Consider the following 15,900-nt stretch of genomic DNA (forward strand, 5'->3'; position numbering starts at 1 on the left):
AGCGATGCCGCCTGACCCGAGGAATGTGCCGGGTCCGGACCATCCGATGTGCCAGCCGTCAGGATGGCTTGTCCTTGCCATTGTATTGGCACGGCGACTTCCCCATAAAAGGCTCGACATGCTCATGGACCGCATCATCCGTTGAAGAAGCTTTTTCCAACCGTCGCGTTCATCGCCGTCGCGCTGATCAGCATGACGATGGCGGGGTTCGCCTATTTCGCGACGCAAGAGGCCGCCCGCATCAAGTTCGAAGCGACTGCCGACGACGCGCTCAACCGGATCGAGAGCCGCATCGACCTGCATTTGTCGCTGCTACGCTCGACACAGGCCCTGTTCGATGCCCGCAACGGCGATATTTCCGGCGCCGAGTTCAACGCGTTCTTCAAAGCGCTCGATGTCGACAGAAATTTTGCCGGCTTGCGCGGCATCGGCTATCTCAGGCTGGCAAAGGCTGGAGACGAGACGGCGGTCGAACGCGATATGCAGTACGACCATGGCGTCAACCATCCAATCTATCCCGACACCACGCAGCCCTGGCGCACCCCCGTCGTGCTGTTCGAACCGCTGGACCCGTCCAACCAGGCCAGCATCGGCTACGACATGTTCAGTGAACCGGTGCGGCGCGCAGCGATTGAAAAGGCGATGTTGGATGACCAGCAGCACGCCAGCGGGCTGGTGCAACTGGGCCAGGAGACGGGTGCCGCGCAGACGTTCACCGGCTTCCTCGTCTTCGTGCGGCTCAATGTCGAAACGGCACCCGATGCCATCGATGTGCCTAGATCCTCCACGGCGGGTTTTCTTTATGCGGCTTTTCGAACCAGCGATCTGTTCCAGACCGCGCTCAGTCGATCGCCGCTGCTGCCGGTCAACACGGAAATCTACGACGGCGACGGCGCGGTGAACGGCGACAATCTGCTGTTCCGGTCGGAAACGCCACCGGCTTCGACCTTCGGCGACAGGCTGCTGGTCACCCGCAAGATCGTTGTGGCCGGGCGGCCATGGACTGTTTTGTTCCGGCCGACGAGCGCCTTCTCGCAGCCTTCGTCGCGCGCCATTCCGGTGATGCTGGGGCTGTTCGGCCTGTTGTTGGCGGGCGCCATCGCGCTGGTCGCGCGTTACCAGGAGCGCGCCTATGAGGCGGCGGCGCGCTTGCACGAGACGACGGAAAAGAGCCTGCTCGAAAAAGACCTGATGCTGCAGGAGATGAAGCATCGCATCAAGAATTCGATCACCAGGGTGCTGGCGATCGCGCGCCAGACGGCTTCGCGGGCCACGGACGTCAATGAGTTTTCCTCATCCTTCTCGGCCCGGCTCCAGGCGATGGCGGCGTCCCAGGACATGCTGACGCGCTCGCGCTGGCAAAAGGCCGATCTTGCCGATCTCTTGCGCATCGAGCTTGGCCAGGTGTTCGGCAAGGAGCTGCCCGAAGGGCTGTTGTCAGGGCCGCAGGTGCTGCTCGACGAAAACACGACGCAAGCGCTCGGCTTGATCTTTCACGAACTGGCGACGAATGCGCTGAAATACGGCGAAGCCGGCAATTCGGCCAATTCGCTCAAGGGGGACTGGGCGCTGAAAGTGGACTGGTCGCTCGAAGGACGCGGGCGTGACAGGACGCTGGCTCTCAACTGGCGCGAAACCGGTCAGAAGAAACTCGAAGCGCCTGCCAAGACCGGATTCGGCACCAAGCTGATAGACCTTAACGTCACGCGCGAATTGCGCGGCACGATCCATCGCGATTACCGGGCCAATGGGCTGAACGTGGAAATCAGAATCCCCCTGGCGAACTGAGCGCGATCGCCAGGCGCAGAGTCAACCATCCAAACAACGAAAATCCGGAGGCCGGCGGACCGGTCTCCGGATCAACGTTTCGATTATCGCCGAACTAGTTGCAGCGAGCCGTGTAGATCCGGCCGCGATGATCGCGATACTGGCAATAGCCATTGCGCAGGTTGCGCACCAGCAGGCCGGAACCGGCACCCACGGCCGCGCCGATCAGCGCGCCCTTGCCGCCGCCGACCAAGCCGCCGACACCGGCGCCAATCAAGCCGCCGCCAACCACGTCCTGTTCGGTCGAGGTGCAGCCACTGACCGCCACTACCGCAACCATGGCAATAATCATCTTCCGCATAGAGTCACTCCTCACTTTGTGTCCCACTTTAGCAAGCTCCAGCTACCATTTAGCATGAAACGGCGGCCTTTGCTGCTGCAATCTATTGTTGGTGAAGAGAGTCTTTTTCTGGGCGTACCATGTTCGACGCTATCGCGACGCTGGAATAGCCAGGGAAGCATCGACAGTGCCGTCGAAACGCACATTCCAGACGATCTGGCCATAATCGTCTTCCGGAGCCGGACCGACCGAAAGGCCCGATATGCCGAGCCTGCTCCTGACCATCGACGCATCGGTCAGCGGTCCCGAATCACTCTTGCCACAGTAACGGTCCTCACTCGGCAAAGTTCTGGACGGCAGGCTTCGCGACCCATTAGGATGAAGGGCATGGCGCGCGGGGCGCCGACTATCAGTAGGCCAGTTGGAAGAGCACGACTGCGAGTATGACCGCAGCCAGACTTAAGGCGAGAAGGCGCTGTGAGGCCTGAGGGATAGGAGGCATCGGCACGGACGCCTCGGAATCTTCAAACTCGCCCATGGAGATACGAGCCGCCTGTTCCAGTCTGTTCATGTCGGCAACGGTCAAGGCATTCCTCCCGCACCATGCTGCGGAAATGTCCGGCGATACAACGGGTTCCAGCGGTATCTCGGAAAAACAGCATCGACGTTTATGGTGAACAGCCGGTTAAGGATCCGGCAAACGCCGGTCGCTCATTCCGTCTCGAAATTGCCATGCGGAACAACAAGGCGGTATTCAAGGCGATCGGCCGCGATTTCGAGCGTCGCCGTGCCGTTCAGCGATGCCGGCACGACCCGTTCGAGTGCGACGCTGCCGAAGCGCTTCTCGCTACGCTGGTTGTCGTTGGCTCCGATTGTCTCGGCCCACGTCAGAGACAGGGAGGTCCCGGTGTCGTCGGGAGTCAGGCTGGCTGTAACCTCGACAAACCCATTCGGCCGCGACAGGGCGCCATAGCTCACCGAGTTGACGGCGAGTTCATGCATGGCGAGGCCGATATGCAGGGCAGCGTTGGGATTGAGATAGGGGTTTGCCCCCTGAAAACGCAGGCTGCGAACCGGATCCCCGCCGTAGCGGCCAACCTGGCCCGACACCAGTTCGCGAAGTGCGGCGCCCCGCCAATTGGAGGAGGTCACGAGATCCTGGGATGAAGCCAGTGATTGCAGCCGGCCGCGGAAGCGTGTCAGGAAATCGCCGATGCCGTCGGAGTAGCGCCCGGTCTGGGTGGCTATGCTTTGAATGATCGCCAGCAGATTCTTCGAGCGATGACTGACTTCACGCAACAGCGTCGTGAGGGTCTGCTCGCGGCGTTTCTGCTCGGTCGTCTCGACCATCGTGGTGACGACGCCTTGCACCGTGCCGCCATCGCCGTGGTCGGCATCGATCCAGACTTGAAACCAGCGGATGCCATCCTCGGCGGGAACGCTGATCTCGAGATGTTGCGGGTTGCCGGATGCAATGACGTCGCGTTTGGCCGCGCCAATCCGGTCTGCTTGCGCCGCCGGCAGGATGCCATTGCTGTCGGCGGTATCGGAGACCCAGGGCGCACGCATGTTGCGCGCCCATACGGTCCTCATCTCGCGATCCTGATAGAGAACGGAAATGCCTGCATTGTGCAAAGCGTGGAGAAGAGCCCGACCAAGCTGCATGCCGTTTTCGGCAGGATGCAAGGCGATGACCTCATCGCTTTGCACATCGTCCTCTCTATTTCCGATTCTGGAACGCATCGACCAACCTGTCCACCCAACTCAGGCTGAACGGCTCACTGTTGAATGGGTTCCACAGGAGATTTCCCGAAATGAGCCCCCAAAAGCGGTCCGCCGGACGGTGCCCTTTGAAGGATACCGCCCGGCGGTGACTGGAAACCGTTTGAGGGGTGCGGCTTCCAGTGTTCGCTCGATGATCGCTCGGTCCTCACGCCCGTCTGAAAAGACCCGCAAGAAGCGAAATGATCAGGAAAGCGAGAAAGATGAAAAACAATATCTGCGCTATGCCAGCAGATGTACCGGCGATACCGCCGAAACCAAGCGCGCCGGCGATGATTGCCACGACGAGAAATACGAGCGCCCAGTAAAGCATGATCCATCTCCTTCGAATGGTGCGATGAAAACGTGGGTAGATGCGGTTTGTTCCACCCTTTGCCGAAAAAGACGATGCTTGCAAATCGTTCGGAGCTGGGGGCGCGGGGAAATTTGCCGTTGCCGCCCGATGCGTGCATCAGGCGGCACGAATTGGAGAATTGATGAATTGAAGATATGGAGAAAATCGGCGAGCGAGGCTACCGCCTCGGGTTCGTCAATTCTTCAATTCATCCACTCCTCAATTCCCGACTATGCGGCGGCTTTCGCCTGGCGATCGAAGAACAGCGCCTGGCTGATCAGCGCCTTGACCATGTCGGGATTGAACGGCTTGGTGACCAGAAAGGCCGGCTCGGGACGTTCGCCGGTCAACAGACGCTCGGGAAAGGCGGTGATGAAGATCACCGGCACCGACGTCGACGACAGGATCTCGTTCACCGCCTCGATACCCGAACTGCCGTCGGCAAGCTGAATGTCGGCCAGCACCATCTTCGGTCGTGTCTTGCCGAACATCGTCACCGCCTCGTCATGGGTACGCGCCGTTCCGACGACGCGGTGCCCGAGGCTCTCGACCATTTCCTCTATGTCCATTGCGATCAGCGGTTCATCCTCGATGATCAGTACGTCGGTGGCCACCTGGCGAGAAATCTCGCTGCTAGCCTGCGCCAGCAGCTCCGAAAATTCCTGGTCGCCGACATCGAGTATCTCTGCCGCCTCGTCCTCGCTGAAACCTTCGACGGCGACGAGCAGGAAGGCCTGACGGGGAAGCGGCGCAATCGCATTCAGATTGGCGGCGGCCCGCTGTTCCCACGCCGATTGCGCGTGCTCCTGCGGGACGCGGATGGCGACCGATGTGAACAGCTTGGCGAAAACCTTGTACAGTGCGATACGGTCGCTCGATGCCTCAGGGAAGATGTCGATATCGGCTATGATGGCTTCGAGCATCGCGGCGACCATGGCGTCGCCACTTTCCTGCGATCCGGAAACGGCCCGCGAGAAGCGGCGCAGGAACGGCAGGTGTGGTGCGATGGTGGCAGATAAGCTCATGATAGTACGTCTCCCTCAGAATGACGTGGTTGCATAGATGGCAGATCGAGCCGATTGCAAGCCCAGTCAAACAACGCCGGTCCTGAGAAAAAGTTCCCGGCCCTGATGGAACTAATGCGGGAAGAGAGCGTTTGGAATGGGGATGGGGCAACCAGACGAGGGGGGGCCGCTTGCGTTGTCGAGTCCGTTGTGAGCGGCTTGGTTTCTGGAATATAAGGGCAAAATGAAGGATATGACGAAAGATATTCTGGCTGGCGCCGCGGGCAGGCGCCGGAACGGTTCCGGTGACGCGCTTGGGCCGAACTCCGAAATCGGACGCAAACTCAAACAATATTACGACGAACTGGTCTCTGACGATGTGCCGGATCGCTTCGCCCGGTTGCTCAGCCAACTGGAACAGGCCGAACCTGCGCAGAAGAAGGACTGAGGCATGGCAGCGGTCTCCCAAGGCTTCAAGACCGATCTGCTTGGGGCGATCCCGAGCTTGCGCGCTTTTGCTGTGTCGCTGACGCAGAATGCCGACAAAGCGGACGATCTTGTCCAGGAAACGCTGGTCAAGGCGTGGGACAAGCATGAGAGCTTCCAGCCCGGTACCAACCTCAAAGCATGGCTTTTCACCATCTTGCGCAATGAATTCTATTCGCAGATGCGCAAACGCGGGCGCGAGGTGCAAGACAGCGACGGTATCATGACGGCCAGGCTTTCCGTTCATCCGGCCCAGCATGGCCAGCTCGACCTGAAGGATTTTCGCGGCGCCCTCGAACAATTGCCAGAGGACCAGCGCGAAGCCATCATCCTTATTGGTGCGTCGGGTTTCTCCTACGAAGAGGCCGCCGAGATCTGCGGATGCGCGGTCGGGACGATCAAGAGCCGGGTCAGCCGGGCCCGCACACGCTTGCAGGAGATTCTGAAAATATCAGGCGAAGACGAGTATGGTCCGGATGCGATTTCTGCCCAGGTCACGGGCACGCCGGCCAGTTGACCTGCGATCGCCAGCCGCAATCCGCAAGGTCGGGATATTGTTTCAATCGGAAAAGGCACGTCCGCAGGCCGCCGCCACCGCTTGCACCAGGTCTTCACCCGAATAGGGTTTGCCGACCAGCCTGACGCCAGGAAAGGCTGCCTTGATTTCATCGGCATCCGAATAGCCCGTCGCAAATACGAAAGGTACGCCTGCCGCGCGCAGCCCCGAAGCGAAATCGAGTGTCGAGGCACCGGCCACCATGAGATCGACAATGGCTGCATCGAACTGTGTGGCGACCTCGCGGCCATCGACCTCGGTCAGATCGCGGGCGATCACCACTTCACCGGCGCCGTGGTCACGGCAAAGCTGCTCGACATCCATGGCGATGAGAAATTCATCCTCCAGAACGAGAATCCGCAATCCGTCAAGCAATGTGGGCACAGGCGATGTCTCCTTGAAACGCATTAAGTCATGATCACTAATTGGCGTGCTGTCATTTAAAAAAGACATGTGGCCGGCGGCGGAACCTCAATCCTTGCAACGCGTTGAAATGCAGTTCGTCCGAAGAGCGGCTTTTCAGCGCAAAGCAGTCGCTCCCCTCTACCCACCAATATAGCTGCGAGAACTGCCCGTTGCGGCCGTTGCCGGTTTTCCGCGAGTTCGAAAAACAGGAACTGGCCTTCGTCAGCAAATTCAAAAAGGGCAACTCGCTGTCGATAACGGTGCCACGGTCCGGGCCAAGGTCGTCGGGCTGAACGGCAAGCACTCCATCCAGATACCGATCACTCAACAACACATCGCCGACACGCTCGGCCTGTCGCTGGTTCATACCAACAAGACGATCCGCCAACTGATGGATCGCAAGCTGATCGCCTGGCGCGACGGCGGCTGCGAAGTCATCGACGCTGAAGGGCTAAAGCGGCTGGCCGGCTGGGAAGGGTTAGGCGAGGCGCGCCGGCCGCTGATCTGACGAGGCGCCTTTTGCCTTGTCGGCGGACGAGGTGCGCGCCGATGCGTTTTCGGCTAGTTTGTCCCCGGTGTCGGAACCTTGAGACATGCGGTGCGTTTGAAATCGAGCAATCACAGGGAGTTAAGCGATGGCAACTGCCGCAGGAAAGACCGCAAGCGATGCCCGTGCAAATGCGGACCTCGAAGCCGATATCAGGCAGCTGAAGGCCGATATCGACAAGCTCACCAAGCAGTTGGCCAAGACCGGCGAGCATGGCTATGGCACCGCGCGTCGTGCAGCCACGGAAGGCGTCGAGCAGCTGCGTGCGCAAGGCGAAGCAGCCTTTGACAGCCTGCGCAGCAACGCCAAGGATATCGAAGCACAAATGATGGCAAGCGTGCGTGAGAAACCGGTGACGTCATTGGCGATCGCTGCCGGCGTCGGTTTCCTTTTCGCGCTCCTCGCGCGTCGCTAGTCGCATCCCCTGATGGGAATGCTCGCATCCCTGATTTCCGGCTTGGCGTCGGGCGAAGCCGTTGCCGCCGTGCGCCGGGCGCGCACGGCGGCAATCGTCTATGGGCTGGCTCTGACGGCCGCGCTCTGTGGTCTCGGTTTTCTGGTCGGCGCAGCCTATATCTGGGCGGCGACGCGCTACGGGTCGCTTGCCGCCGCACTGGGCTTTGGCGCCGCCTTCTTGGTGCTTGCCGGGCTGATTCTGCTGATTTACCAGCTATCCGCAGGCTCGCGCGCCCGACGCCGGGCGCAACGCCGCAACGCCGACATGAAAGCAATTGGCATCGCCGCCGCGCTCGCCGTGCTGCCGACGCTGCTCAAGGAAAAAGGCGGTCTCGGGTTCATTCTGGGTCCGGCCGTAGCGCTCGCGGCTTACGCGATCTACCGCGAGAATGTGAAACCCGACGATCCGGACGAGAGCGAGCGGAAATAGGGTCGTTTTTCTGTCGACCATGATCTTTCCCGAAATCGGCTTCCACTTTTCGGGATTGTGGCCTGTTACTTCGACAGATCCTCCAGCGGCATCGATATCTCGGCAAACACACCTTCCGGTCGGAACTCGTGGGTCACTTCGCTGGCAATGACCTTGGCAAGGCTGCGGCGGATGAGGATCGAGCCGAAGCCGTGCCGCTCAGGCGGGACGACTTGCGGGCCGCCGCTTTCGCGCCAGGTCAGCACAAGGCGTTGGGCGCCCTTTCTGCCTTGCTTCCTCCAGCCGAGATCAATCCTGCCTGATACCACCGACAGCGATCCGTACTGCAGTGCATTGCTACCCAGTTCATGCAGGATCAGGCCGAGCCCTACGGCCTGGTCGGGCGACAGCAGCAAATCGTCGCCGGAGATCGTCAGGCGCGCCTGTTTGGCCGTGTCGAAGGGCCTGACCTCGATCTGGACGAGTTCACGGATGCCGATGCCACGCCACTCGCGGTCGGACAATAGGTTGTGGGCGATGCCCAGGGCTTGAAGCCTGGCACCGAAGGCTTCGAGGAATTCGCTCGGCTGGCGGGCATGGCGCACGGTCTGCGTCGCCAGTGCCTGGACCGTCGCCAGCGTGTTCTTGACGCGGTGGTTGAGCTCACGCAGCAGCAGCCGTTGACGTTCGTCGCCAAGCTTGCGCTCCGATATGTCGTAGTTGACGCCGAAGATCAGCGTCGGCTTGCCGTCGCCGTCTCGCTCGATGACGCGGCCACGCGTGGCGAGCCAGCGTGGCGGATGAATGCCCTTCACCCGGTATTCGCCGAAATAGTCGTCGCTACCGGTCAAGGCATCGCGAAAGCGGGTCTCGGTCTGGTAGACGTCGCGCGGATCGATGGCGGTGAGGATGTCGCGTGCCCGCAGCCGGTTTGAGCGCGGCAGGTTGAACAGCTCTGTCAGCAAGGTGTCGCATTCGATGACGTCGGTACGGATGTCCCACGCCCAGCTGGCGAGCGACGCCGCGTCGAGCGCGATGGCGCGTCGTTTTTCCTCGCGCACGAGTGCAGCCTCGGCGATGGCGCCGCTGCGGGTCGCGTCCTTCAAGATGAACAGGCTGGCGGCGAGGTCGGCGAGCGCCTTCAACTGGTCGAGCTCGGCGCGGGATGGAAAGGGATGAGGCTTGCTGTCGAGCACGCACAGCGCGCCGATGCGGGCACCAGCCACGATTATCGGCGCGCCGGCATAGAAGCGTACATGGTGCTTGCCAGTGACCAGCGGGTTGGCCTTGAAACGGGGATCCGTCGTTGCATCCGTGACCACCATCGGTTCGTGGCCGGCGGCAATCGCATGGGCGCAGAAGGACGTGTCGGTCGCGGGTGCGGTCTTGTCCAAACCGAAGCAGGATTTGAACCATTGCCGCCCATGGTCGAGGAGGGTGACAGTGGCGATCGGCACCTGCATCACCGCCGCGGCAAGACTGCTGATGCGGTCGAAATCCGGGTCGGCCGCAGTATCCAGTATCTCCAGCCCATGCAGCACGGCCAGCCGGTCCTCGTCCTCGACCGCGCACGCAACTTCGGCCGGCAAATCCGGCACTATCTTGGCCTTGCTATTCACCCAAGTCCCCAATGCCCGGTCTTCGTCCTCGCCGGCGCGCCGTCTTCGTCGGCCCGGAACCATCCTAGCGAGGAACCGTTACCTGACCATATTGTGCCAGACGCGTCACCTGGTGCAAAACGAGATAAGGACCGACCATGCCCAAGATCATTCCCGAAAACAAAGCGCGTCAGGGGCGATGGGGCTGGCACGGCCTGCGCATTTTGATTGCCGCACTGTTGCTGGCCTTCGCCGCCTGGGGCATCGCCGAGATCTATGGTGAAATTGTCAAGACGCCGGCGACAGAGCAAGGAAGTGCGCCGAGCGGCTAGATTTTCGGGCTTCATCGCTAGAGATCGCATCAGGCAGCCTTTGCCTCGGCGACGCTGGCCGGCACCAGGACATTCAGTGCGCCAGGGTGGATTTCGATCGTCGTTTCACGGTCGAGACGGACCAGTTCTCCATCCATCACGGCGCGAAACTTGCTGCTCCCCGAATGGATTTTCAGGACCGTCTTGTTCGCCTGATGAATTTCGACATGTTCGTTGTCGCGCCATTTGCCGCGCGCCATATTGAAGAAGAATTTGACCAGTTCGGCGCGCTGTTGCGCCACCGTGATATAGACGCCAAGCACGCCGCCTGCCGGGTTGTCGGCATATGGCAAGTGGCCTTCGCCGAACAGATTGTTGGTGATGCCGATGCCGGTAATGCGGGCCGCCATCTCGGCGTCGCCGATGCTGAGCGTCACGTTCATCGCCGGTGGATTGTTGATCGTGGCCCAGGCCGCCTTGGCCGAGGCGCGGATTTTCCCCAGGCGTGAACCAAACTCCATCTTTTGGCGCAGTTGCACCAGCTTCGCATGTATGCCGATCGAGAACTGGTGGATGAAGGGCCTGCCGTTGGCAGTCGCCATGTCGACCGCAATGATTTCGCCGTCGGCGAAAGATTCAAGCGCGGCATCGAGCGTCTGGGGAATACCCAGCCCGCGCGCGAACAGGTTCATGGTACCTGCCGGCAATATGGCGAGCGCCTTCTTCGTGCCCATTAGCCGGGCAGCCGCGGCGGAAATGGTCCCGTCGCCGCCACCGGCCAGCACGACATCGATAGTGCGACGTGAAGCCACGCTGTCGAGCGTTTCCACTACATCCTTGCCGGCGACAATCTCGATGCTGAGAGAGTGACCTGCCGTCTCCAGCGCCCGATGCATCCTATCGGAGAAAGCGGCAATGTCGGTTGTGCGCAAGGTGCCACCTTCCCGGTTCAGCACCGCTGCAAATTTCATGCCCCGCTCCGTTATTCGACCATGGTTGGACCGGGACAGACCCAGCCGCAGGCTGAAACGCGGCGAAGCGGGAAAGGTTCCGCTCGAGAGCAATCGACATTCGCTCGGCTTGCTCTGCGGCCAAGGCACATCGCCCGGTGATTCTGGCACGGATGCCCCGCGCTTTTTGTCGGAACAACAGCATGCTCACGACGTTGTGAAGCTGTAAAAGACGCCGCGTCCGATCGCCTTTAGCGACGATGCGTGGCGTGCACGAAATCAGGCACGAGGAGAGAACATCATGACCCGCAACCTCTTAGCCACGACCGCACTCGCAGCGCTGGTCGCGACCGGGGCCTACGCGCAGAGCACGACAGCCCCGGCGCCAGCGACCGGTCCTGCCGTTCAGCAGCCAGGCGCCGCTCCAGTGCGCGCAGAGGGCAGCATCGTCACCAACATCATCGGCGAATCCGTCTACAACGGCACCGCCGATGATGCCGAGAATATCGGCAAAGTCACTGACGTCGTCTTCGACAAGGATGGGCAGGCGAAATCCGTCATCATAGGCGTGGGCGGCTTTCTGGGTGTAGGCACGAAAAATGTCGCGTTCGACTATGACAAACTGCAATGGGCCGAAAAGAACGGCGACCGCTGGCTGGTTGCCCGGACCACCAAGGAAGAGTTGACTGCGCAGGCTGAATTCGACACGAAACCCTACGCTCCTGCGCCTGCCGCTCCGACTGCGGCGCCAACAGCACCTGCGACGACGGATACCGCGCAAAAGCCTGTCGACATGAACGCCGCTCCGACGGAACCCGTGAAGCGCGCCGACGGCAATCTTGCCACCAACATCATTGGCGAAACCGTCTACAACGGCACCGGCGATGACGCGCAGAACATCGGCAGTGTCAACGACATCGTTCTGACCAAGGAAGGCAAAGCGCAGTCCCTGATCATCGGCGTTGGCGGATTCCTTGGTATAGGGGCCAAGAACGTCCCCTATGATTTCAACAAGGCCAAATGGGCCGAGAGGAACGGCGATCGCTGGCTGGTGGCCCAGACCACCAAGGAAGAGCTGCAGGCGCAGCCGGATTTCAACCGCAAGGCCTATGATCCGCTGCCGGCAACGACGGCTTCCAATGCGCCTCCAGCAACCGCACCGGCCGCCGCGACGGCACCCGACCAGACAAAGACCGCAGCCATCGACAAGTCTGCGCTGACGGAAATGCCGGTTGGTGAGATCCGCGTCGACGATCTGAAGGGCACCACCGTCTACGGTGCCAACGACGCCAAGGTCGGCGTGATCGGCGACGTCGTCTTGACCCCCGACAAAAAACCCGATGCAGTGATCGTCGATGTCGGCGGCTTCCTCGGCATTGGCGCGAAGGAAGTCGCGGTCGGCATGGACAATCTCAAATTCATGACCGACAAGAACGGCAAGAGGTATCTCTACACGACCTTCACCAAGCAACAGCTTGAGGCTCAAACCGCCTATGACAAAGGCAGCTATGCCCAAAAGCGCGATCAGCAGCGCATGATCATGAGGTAGGCAACAGGCAGTAGGGCTGGACCGTCGACGTACCGGTTCGCCTTACTGCCCTATTCCCTTACCACTCCAGGCTATGTGACCAACCACGCCGTGCTCGGTCAGTTCTGCCAGTGCCAGCGACTGGTCGAGATGTTCGGCTCGCCAGGCAAGCAGCCGTTCGGCGAACTCCAGCCGCACGATGAGATAGGCTGGATCGGCGGCCAGATTGTTCAACTCGCCCCTATCATTTTCCAGATCGAACAGCAGCGGCGGCAGGCCGCCACCGAAATGCACATATTTGAATTTTTCTGTGCGGATGACGGCGAGGTTGCACTGGCGTGAGGCGATGCCGAAATGCCGTTCAGCCTCACCATCGGCGATCGAACGGAAATCGAACTCCCAGTGCGCGGCATCGCGCCAGTCCGGAGGGCTTCCGCCGTCCAGGAACGGCTTCACCGAGTATCCGTCGAGATGCGGCGCGGGTGCTTCGCCGAGCAGATCGAGAAGCGTCGGCAAAATGTCCACAGCTTCGGTGAAGCGATCGACGCTGCCGCCGGCGGCCTGGGCGTGGCGCGGGTCGCGAATGATCAGCGGAATGTGATAGCTGCCGTCGAAGTAGCCGCCCTTGCCGAGCATGAAATGGTCGCCCATCATTTCGGCATGGTCCGATGTCAGCACGATGATGGTGTCGTCCCACGCGCCCGCGGCCTTGACCGATTGCCAGATGCGACCGAGCTGCGCGTCGACCTCGGAGATCATGCCGTAATAGATCGCACGGATGCGGCGAAAGTCGTCCTCGTTCCAGTCGTGCACCTTGCCCTTGGCGTCGGGACGGAATTTCATCTGCTTCTGCCGGCCTAGATCAAAGGCGAGATAGGGATGGCTTTCAGCCTCTGTCTGCCAGTTTGCCGCACGCTGGAAGGAAGGCCCGTCGCCCGGATCATACATCGTGTTGTAGGGCTCCGGGACGATGAAGGGCGGGTGCGGGCTGATGAAGGAAAGATGCGCGAACCAAGGCGCCGCGTCCTGCTGCTCGCCGAGCCAGCGCGTGAATTCACAGGTCAGGAAGGCGGCTGGAGTTTCGTTCCTGGCGTAAACAGGCGGCGCGTTGCTGACGGATGCGCTGGCCTTGCCTTGGGCCACCGGGCGGTGGATGTCGGGAGATCCGGCGCTGATGTCGATGCCCCGCTGCTTCAGCCAGGAAAGCCACTGTTTCTGATGTTCAGGCAGCAACTGGCGCACCGCAAAGCCCGGCAGCACGCCTTCATAGCTTTGCAGCCGCGGGTCGCCCGGCGCCAGCAAGCGTGGATCGAGCGAGACGTCGGTGTAACCGAACAGCGTCGGATCGTAGCCCAGGCCGCGCGCATGCAGCGCGATATTGCCGTGGCTGGCATCGAGCGGCGTGCCGTTGCGGCAGACGCGGTTGTTCATCTGGTAGAGGCCAGTGTAGAGGCAGGCGCGGGCCGGCGAGCAGGGCGCCGCGCCGCCATAGTGCCGCTTGAACAGCACACCCTCCGCGGCCAGCGCATCGGCATTCGGCGTCTTCACGAGCGGGTGGCCCGCGGCCGACAGGCAATCGCCGCGCCACTGGTCGCATGTGATCAGCAGAATGTTAGGCCGCCTGGTTTTCCCAGTCACTCGCGATACCCCCTGTCCGGATGCTCGAAAACGCCGCTCATGGAACCGAATTCTGCCGACGGCGCAAGTCTGTCTTGTGAGTCGTTTGGTGAACGGTTCCCCATGAATTGTTCACTTATACAACACAGTCCATTCTGTGTTTGCCGCCTTTGCCTTAAGCGCCCGCGTCCTCATATTGGCGTGGACAGCGGCGAGGGCCGCACAAGCACCAAGGGAAGGAGCAAGACAATGCTCGACCAGATCAAGGGCCTGCATCACGTCACCTCGATGGCCAGGGATGCCCGGCAGAACAATGAGTTCTTCACCCAGAAGCTCGGCCAGCGCCGAGTCAAGAAGACCGTCAACTTCGACGCGCCCGATGTCTACCACCTCTATTATGGCGACGAGACAGGCACGCCCGGTTCGGTGATGACCTATTTCCCGTTCCCCAACATCGGAAAGGGCCGGCATGGCGTCGGCGAAGTCGGTACCACGGTTTATTCGGTGCCGGAGGGTACGCTTGACTATTGGGAAAAGCGTTTTGCCGATGAGGGCGTCGCCGGCGTGTCGCGCGAAGTGACGTTCGGCGAGAAGCGTCTGGCCTTTGCAGGCCCCGATGGCGATGGCTTCGCGCTGGTCGAAGACAAGGCGGACAGCAGAGCGCCATGGGCGAAAGGCGGCATTCCCGTTGATGAGGCGATCCGCGGCTTCCACTCGGTGTCGCTGCGTCTGAAGGATGGCGGCGCTACCGAGGAGCTTTTGAAATTCATGGGCTACGAGGAGATCGAGAAATCAGGCAATGTCAGGCGGCTCGCTGTGAAGAACGGCAACGGCGCCGATGTCGTCGACATCGAATCGCTGCCGACCGCCGCCTTCGCCGATCTGGGCGCCGGCTCCGTCCACCATGTCGCCTTCGCGGTCGAGAACCGCGCCAAGCAGCTCGAAGTGCGCAAGGCGTTGATGGACACCGGCTATGGGGTGACGCCGGTGATCGATCGCGACTATTTCTGGGCGATCTATTTCCGCACGCCGGGTGGCGTGCTGTTCGAAGTCGCCACCAACGAGCCAGGCTTCGATCGCGACGAGGATACCGCTCATCTCGGCGAGGCGTTGAAGCTGCCGACGCAGCATCAGCACCTGCGATCCCATCTCGAACAGCATCTGCAGAAACTGGAAGGCTGAGCTCATGAGCAAGGACGCGTACGTCCACAAGCTGCTGCCCGGTTCGCCGGGCGGTCCGCTGCTGTTCGTCCTCCATGGCACGGGAGCCGATGAGAACCAGCTTCTGTCGCTGGGGCGCGATCTCGCGCCGCAGGCGACCATCATTTCGCCGCGGGGCGACGTGTCGGAACAAGGTGCCGCGCGCTTCTTTCGCCGCACCGGCGAGGGCGTCTACGACATGGACGATCTGGCACGGGCGACGGACAAGATGGCGGGCTTCGTCAAGGCGCATGTCGAGGCGGCGAAGCCGTCGGCCGTGCTCGGCCTCGGCTACTCCAACGGCGCCAACATCCTGGCCTCCGTTATTTTTGCCAGACCGGCGCGGTTCGACGCCTCAGTGCTGATGCATCCGCTCATCCCGTTCGAACCGAAGGTCAAGGGCAGCCTCGCGGGCCGTCATATTCTGTTGACCGCCGGCAAGCGCGATCCGATATGCCCGCCGAACCTGACGACGCGGCTCGAAGCCTATTTGCGTGCCGATGGTGCCGATGTCACTGTGGAGTGGCATGAAGGCGGGCACGAGGTGCGGCCAAACGAGATCGAAGCGGCGCGGCGGCTCTTCGCCGGCGCCACCCAAGGAGTGTAAGCG

The 15,900-nt window shown here is 61.3% G+C and carries 20 protein-coding genes and 1 pseudogene; 10 read left to right on the forward strand and 11 right to left on the reverse strand.

Annotation, left to right across the window (positions count from 1 at the left end):
- The first annotated feature begins 141 nt into the window (after positions 1-141).
- Positions 142-1,788, forward strand: coding sequence for a CHASE domain-containing protein (locus NKJ90_RS18760; protein WP_023757388.1), 1,647 nt, complete (start codon positions 142-144; stop codon positions 1,786-1,788).
- 94 nt (positions 1,789-1,882) lie between these two features.
- Here the strand turns inward: NKJ90_RS18760 and NKJ90_RS18765 are convergent, their stop codons facing one another.
- From NKJ90_RS18765 to NKJ90_RS18790, 6 genes are all read right to left on the reverse strand, one after another.
- Positions 1,883-2,128, reverse strand: a complete 246-nt coding sequence (locus NKJ90_RS18765; protein ID WP_023757387.1) for a YMGG-like glycine zipper-containing protein — start codon at positions 2,126-2,128, stop codon at positions 1,883-1,885.
- Positions 2,129-2,257: 129 nt separating this feature from the next.
- On the reverse strand, positions 2,258-2,392 hold the full coding sequence (locus NKJ90_RS18770) for a hypothetical protein (RefSeq protein ID WP_023757386.1): 135 nt from the start codon (positions 2,390-2,392) through the stop codon (positions 2,258-2,260).
- Positions 2,393-2,516: 124 nt separating this feature from the next.
- Positions 2,517-2,693: a hypothetical protein gene (locus NKJ90_RS18775; protein WP_023757385.1), complete on the reverse strand. Its 177-nt coding sequence runs from the start codon at positions 2,691-2,693 to the stop codon at positions 2,517-2,519.
- Between the two features lie 125 nt (positions 2,694-2,818).
- Entirely contained in the window at positions 2,819-3,850 is a 1,032-nt protein-coding gene (locus tag NKJ90_RS18780) for a sensor histidine kinase (RefSeq protein WP_023757384.1), read from the reverse strand.
- Positions 3,851-4,037: 187 nt separating this feature from the next.
- Positions 4,038-4,202, reverse strand: coding sequence for a DUF1328 domain-containing protein (locus NKJ90_RS18785; protein WP_006203859.1), 165 nt, complete (start codon positions 4,200-4,202; stop codon positions 4,038-4,040).
- A 251-nt stretch (positions 4,203-4,453) separates the two neighbouring features.
- The gene (locus NKJ90_RS18790) at positions 4,454-5,248 is read right to left on the reverse strand and encodes a response regulator (protein WP_023757383.1); all 795 of its coding nucleotides are present in this window, start codon (positions 5,246-5,248) and stop codon (positions 4,454-4,456) included.
- Positions 5,249-5,471: 223 nt separating this feature from the next.
- Between NKJ90_RS18790 and NKJ90_RS18795 the strand changes: the two genes are divergently transcribed.
- Both NKJ90_RS18795 and NKJ90_RS18800 read left to right on the forward strand, forming a co-directional pair.
- A complete protein-coding gene (locus tag NKJ90_RS18795) occupies positions 5,472-5,675 on the forward strand; it encodes a NepR family anti-sigma factor (RefSeq protein WP_023757382.1) in 204 nt (67 codons plus the stop codon).
- Positions 5,676-5,678: 3 nt separating this feature from the next.
- Positions 5,679-6,230 carry a sigma-70 family RNA polymerase sigma factor gene (locus NKJ90_RS18800; protein WP_023757381.1) on the forward strand — a complete coding sequence of 184 codons (552 nt, stop codon included), beginning with the start codon at positions 5,679-5,681 and terminating at the stop codon, positions 6,228-6,230.
- A gap of 42 nt (positions 6,231-6,272) precedes the next feature.
- Here NKJ90_RS18800 and NKJ90_RS18805 read toward each other — a convergent pair whose 3' ends face one another.
- Both NKJ90_RS18805 and NKJ90_RS33530 read right to left on the reverse strand, forming a co-directional pair.
- Positions 6,273-6,677: a response regulator gene (locus NKJ90_RS18805; protein ID WP_050589472.1), complete on the reverse strand. Its 405-nt coding sequence runs from the start codon at positions 6,675-6,677 to the stop codon at positions 6,273-6,275.
- Positions 6,678-6,705: 28 nt separating this feature from the next.
- On the reverse strand, positions 6,706-7,062 hold the full coding sequence (locus tag NKJ90_RS33530) for a hypothetical protein (RefSeq protein WP_502904919.1): 357 nt from the start codon (positions 7,060-7,062) through the stop codon (positions 6,706-6,708).
- Here NKJ90_RS33530 and NKJ90_RS18810 point away from each other — a divergent pair.
- The 3 genes and pseudogenes from NKJ90_RS18810 to NKJ90_RS18820 all read left to right on the forward strand — a co-directional run.
- Positions 6,946-7,182: pseudogene (locus NKJ90_RS18810) on the forward strand (helix-turn-helix domain-containing protein); the annotation flags it as partial. The gene NKJ90_RS33530 and the pseudogene NKJ90_RS18810 sit on opposite strands and share 117 nt — an antisense overlap.
- A 127-nt stretch (positions 7,183-7,309) precedes the next feature.
- Entirely contained in the window at positions 7,310-7,636 is a 327-nt protein-coding gene (locus tag NKJ90_RS18815; protein WP_023757377.1) for an ElaB/YgaM/YqjD family protein, read from the forward strand.
- Between the two features lie 12 nt (positions 7,637-7,648).
- A complete protein-coding gene (locus NKJ90_RS18820) occupies positions 7,649-8,107 on the forward strand; it encodes a hypothetical protein (protein WP_023757376.1) in 459 nt (152 codons plus the stop codon).
- A 65-nt stretch (positions 8,108-8,172) separates the two neighbouring features.
- Here the strand turns inward: NKJ90_RS18820 and NKJ90_RS18825 are convergent, their stop codons facing one another.
- Complete coding sequence (locus NKJ90_RS18825) at positions 8,173-9,705, reverse strand: sensor histidine kinase (protein ID WP_352486464.1); 1,533 nt, start codon at positions 9,703-9,705, stop codon at positions 8,173-8,175.
- 137 nt (positions 9,706-9,842) lie between these two features.
- Here NKJ90_RS18825 and NKJ90_RS18830 point away from each other — a divergent pair, with 137 nt between their 5' ends.
- On the forward strand, positions 9,843-10,016 hold the full coding sequence (locus NKJ90_RS18830; protein ID WP_023757374.1) for a hypothetical protein: 174 nt from the start codon (positions 9,843-9,845) through the stop codon (positions 10,014-10,016).
- 29 nt (positions 10,017-10,045) lie between these two features.
- On the opposite strand, the gene NKJ90_RS18835 is transcribed toward NKJ90_RS18830, so the two are convergent.
- Positions 10,046-10,966, reverse strand: a complete 921-nt coding sequence (locus NKJ90_RS18835) for a diacylglycerol/lipid kinase family protein (RefSeq protein ID WP_023757373.1) — start codon at positions 10,964-10,966, stop codon at positions 10,046-10,048.
- Between the two features lie 280 nt (positions 10,967-11,246).
- Between NKJ90_RS18835 and NKJ90_RS18840 the strand changes: the two genes are divergently transcribed.
- Complete coding sequence (locus tag NKJ90_RS18840; protein WP_023757371.1) at positions 11,247-12,494, forward strand: PRC-barrel domain-containing protein; 1,248 nt, start codon at positions 11,247-11,249, stop codon at positions 12,492-12,494.
- A gap of 42 nt (positions 12,495-12,536) precedes the next feature.
- Here NKJ90_RS18840 and NKJ90_RS18845 read toward each other — a convergent pair whose 3' ends face one another.
- Complete coding sequence (locus tag NKJ90_RS18845; RefSeq protein WP_023757370.1) at positions 12,537-14,111, reverse strand: alkaline phosphatase family protein; 1,575 nt, start codon at positions 14,109-14,111, stop codon at positions 12,537-12,539.
- Positions 14,112-14,339: 228 nt separating this feature from the next.
- On the opposite strand from NKJ90_RS18845, the gene NKJ90_RS18850 reads away from it, so the two are divergent.
- Both NKJ90_RS18850 and NKJ90_RS18855 read left to right on the forward strand, forming a co-directional pair.
- Complete coding sequence (locus NKJ90_RS18850; protein ID WP_023757369.1) at positions 14,340-15,272, forward strand: VOC family protein; 933 nt, start codon at positions 14,340-14,342, stop codon at positions 15,270-15,272.
- 4 nt (positions 15,273-15,276) lie between these two features.
- Positions 15,277-15,897: an alpha/beta hydrolase gene (locus tag NKJ90_RS18855; RefSeq protein ID WP_023757368.1), complete on the forward strand. Its 621-nt coding sequence runs from the start codon at positions 15,277-15,279 to the stop codon at positions 15,895-15,897.
- Positions 15,898-15,900 lie beyond the last annotated feature (3 nt).

The organism is Mesorhizobium sp. M0051 (assembly GCF_040323235.1).
Lineage (GTDB): Bacteria > Pseudomonadota > Alphaproteobacteria > Rhizobiales > Rhizobiaceae > Mesorhizobium.

Bases quoted from the DNA above. Each gene is read 5' to 3' on its own strand.
- NKJ90_RS18765 (WP_023757387.1), bottom strand. From the start codon at position 2,128: ATGCGGAAGATGATTATTGCCATGGTTGCGGTAGTGGCGGTCAGTGGC.
- NKJ90_RS18770 (WP_023757386.1), bottom strand. From the start codon at position 2,392: ATGGTCAGGAGCAGGCTCGGCATATCGGGCCTTTCGGTCGGTCCGGCT.
- NKJ90_RS18780 (WP_023757384.1), bottom strand. From the start codon at position 3,850: ATGCGTTCCAGAATCGGAAATAGAGAGGACGATGTGCAAAGCGATGAG.
- NKJ90_RS18785 (WP_006203859.1), bottom strand. From the start codon at position 4,202: ATGCTTTACTGGGCGCTCGTATTTCTCGTCGTGGCAATCATCGCCGGC.
- NKJ90_RS18790 (WP_023757383.1), bottom strand. From the start codon at position 5,248: ATGAGCTTATCTGCCACCATCGCACCACACCTGCCGTTCCTGCGCCGC.
- NKJ90_RS18795 (WP_023757382.1), top strand. From the start codon at position 5,472: ATGAAGGATATGACGAAAGATATTCTGGCTGGCGCCGCGGGCAGGCGC.
- NKJ90_RS18800 (WP_023757381.1), top strand. From the start codon at position 5,679: ATGGCAGCGGTCTCCCAAGGCTTCAAGACCGATCTGCTTGGGGCGATC.
- NKJ90_RS18805 (WP_050589472.1), bottom strand. From the start codon at position 6,677: ATGCGTTTCAAGGAGACATCGCCTGTGCCCACATTGCTTGACGGATTG.
- NKJ90_RS18815 (WP_023757377.1), top strand. From the start codon at position 7,310: ATGGCAACTGCCGCAGGAAAGACCGCAAGCGATGCCCGTGCAAATGCG.
- NKJ90_RS18820 (WP_023757376.1), top strand. From the start codon at position 7,649: ATGGGAATGCTCGCATCCCTGATTTCCGGCTTGGCGTCGGGCGAAGCC.
- NKJ90_RS18830 (WP_023757374.1), top strand. From the start codon at position 9,843: ATGCCCAAGATCATTCCCGAAAACAAAGCGCGTCAGGGGCGATGGGGC.
- NKJ90_RS18835 (WP_023757373.1), bottom strand. From the start codon at position 10,966: ATGAAATTTGCAGCGGTGCTGAACCGGGAAGGTGGCACCTTGCGCACA.
- NKJ90_RS18840 (WP_023757371.1), top strand. From the start codon at position 11,247: ATGACCCGCAACCTCTTAGCCACGACCGCACTCGCAGCGCTGGTCGCG.
- NKJ90_RS18850 (WP_023757369.1), top strand. From the start codon at position 14,340: ATGCTCGACCAGATCAAGGGCCTGCATCACGTCACCTCGATGGCCAGG.
- NKJ90_RS18855 (WP_023757368.1), top strand. From the start codon at position 15,277: ATGAGCAAGGACGCGTACGTCCACAAGCTGCTGCCCGGTTCGCCGGGC.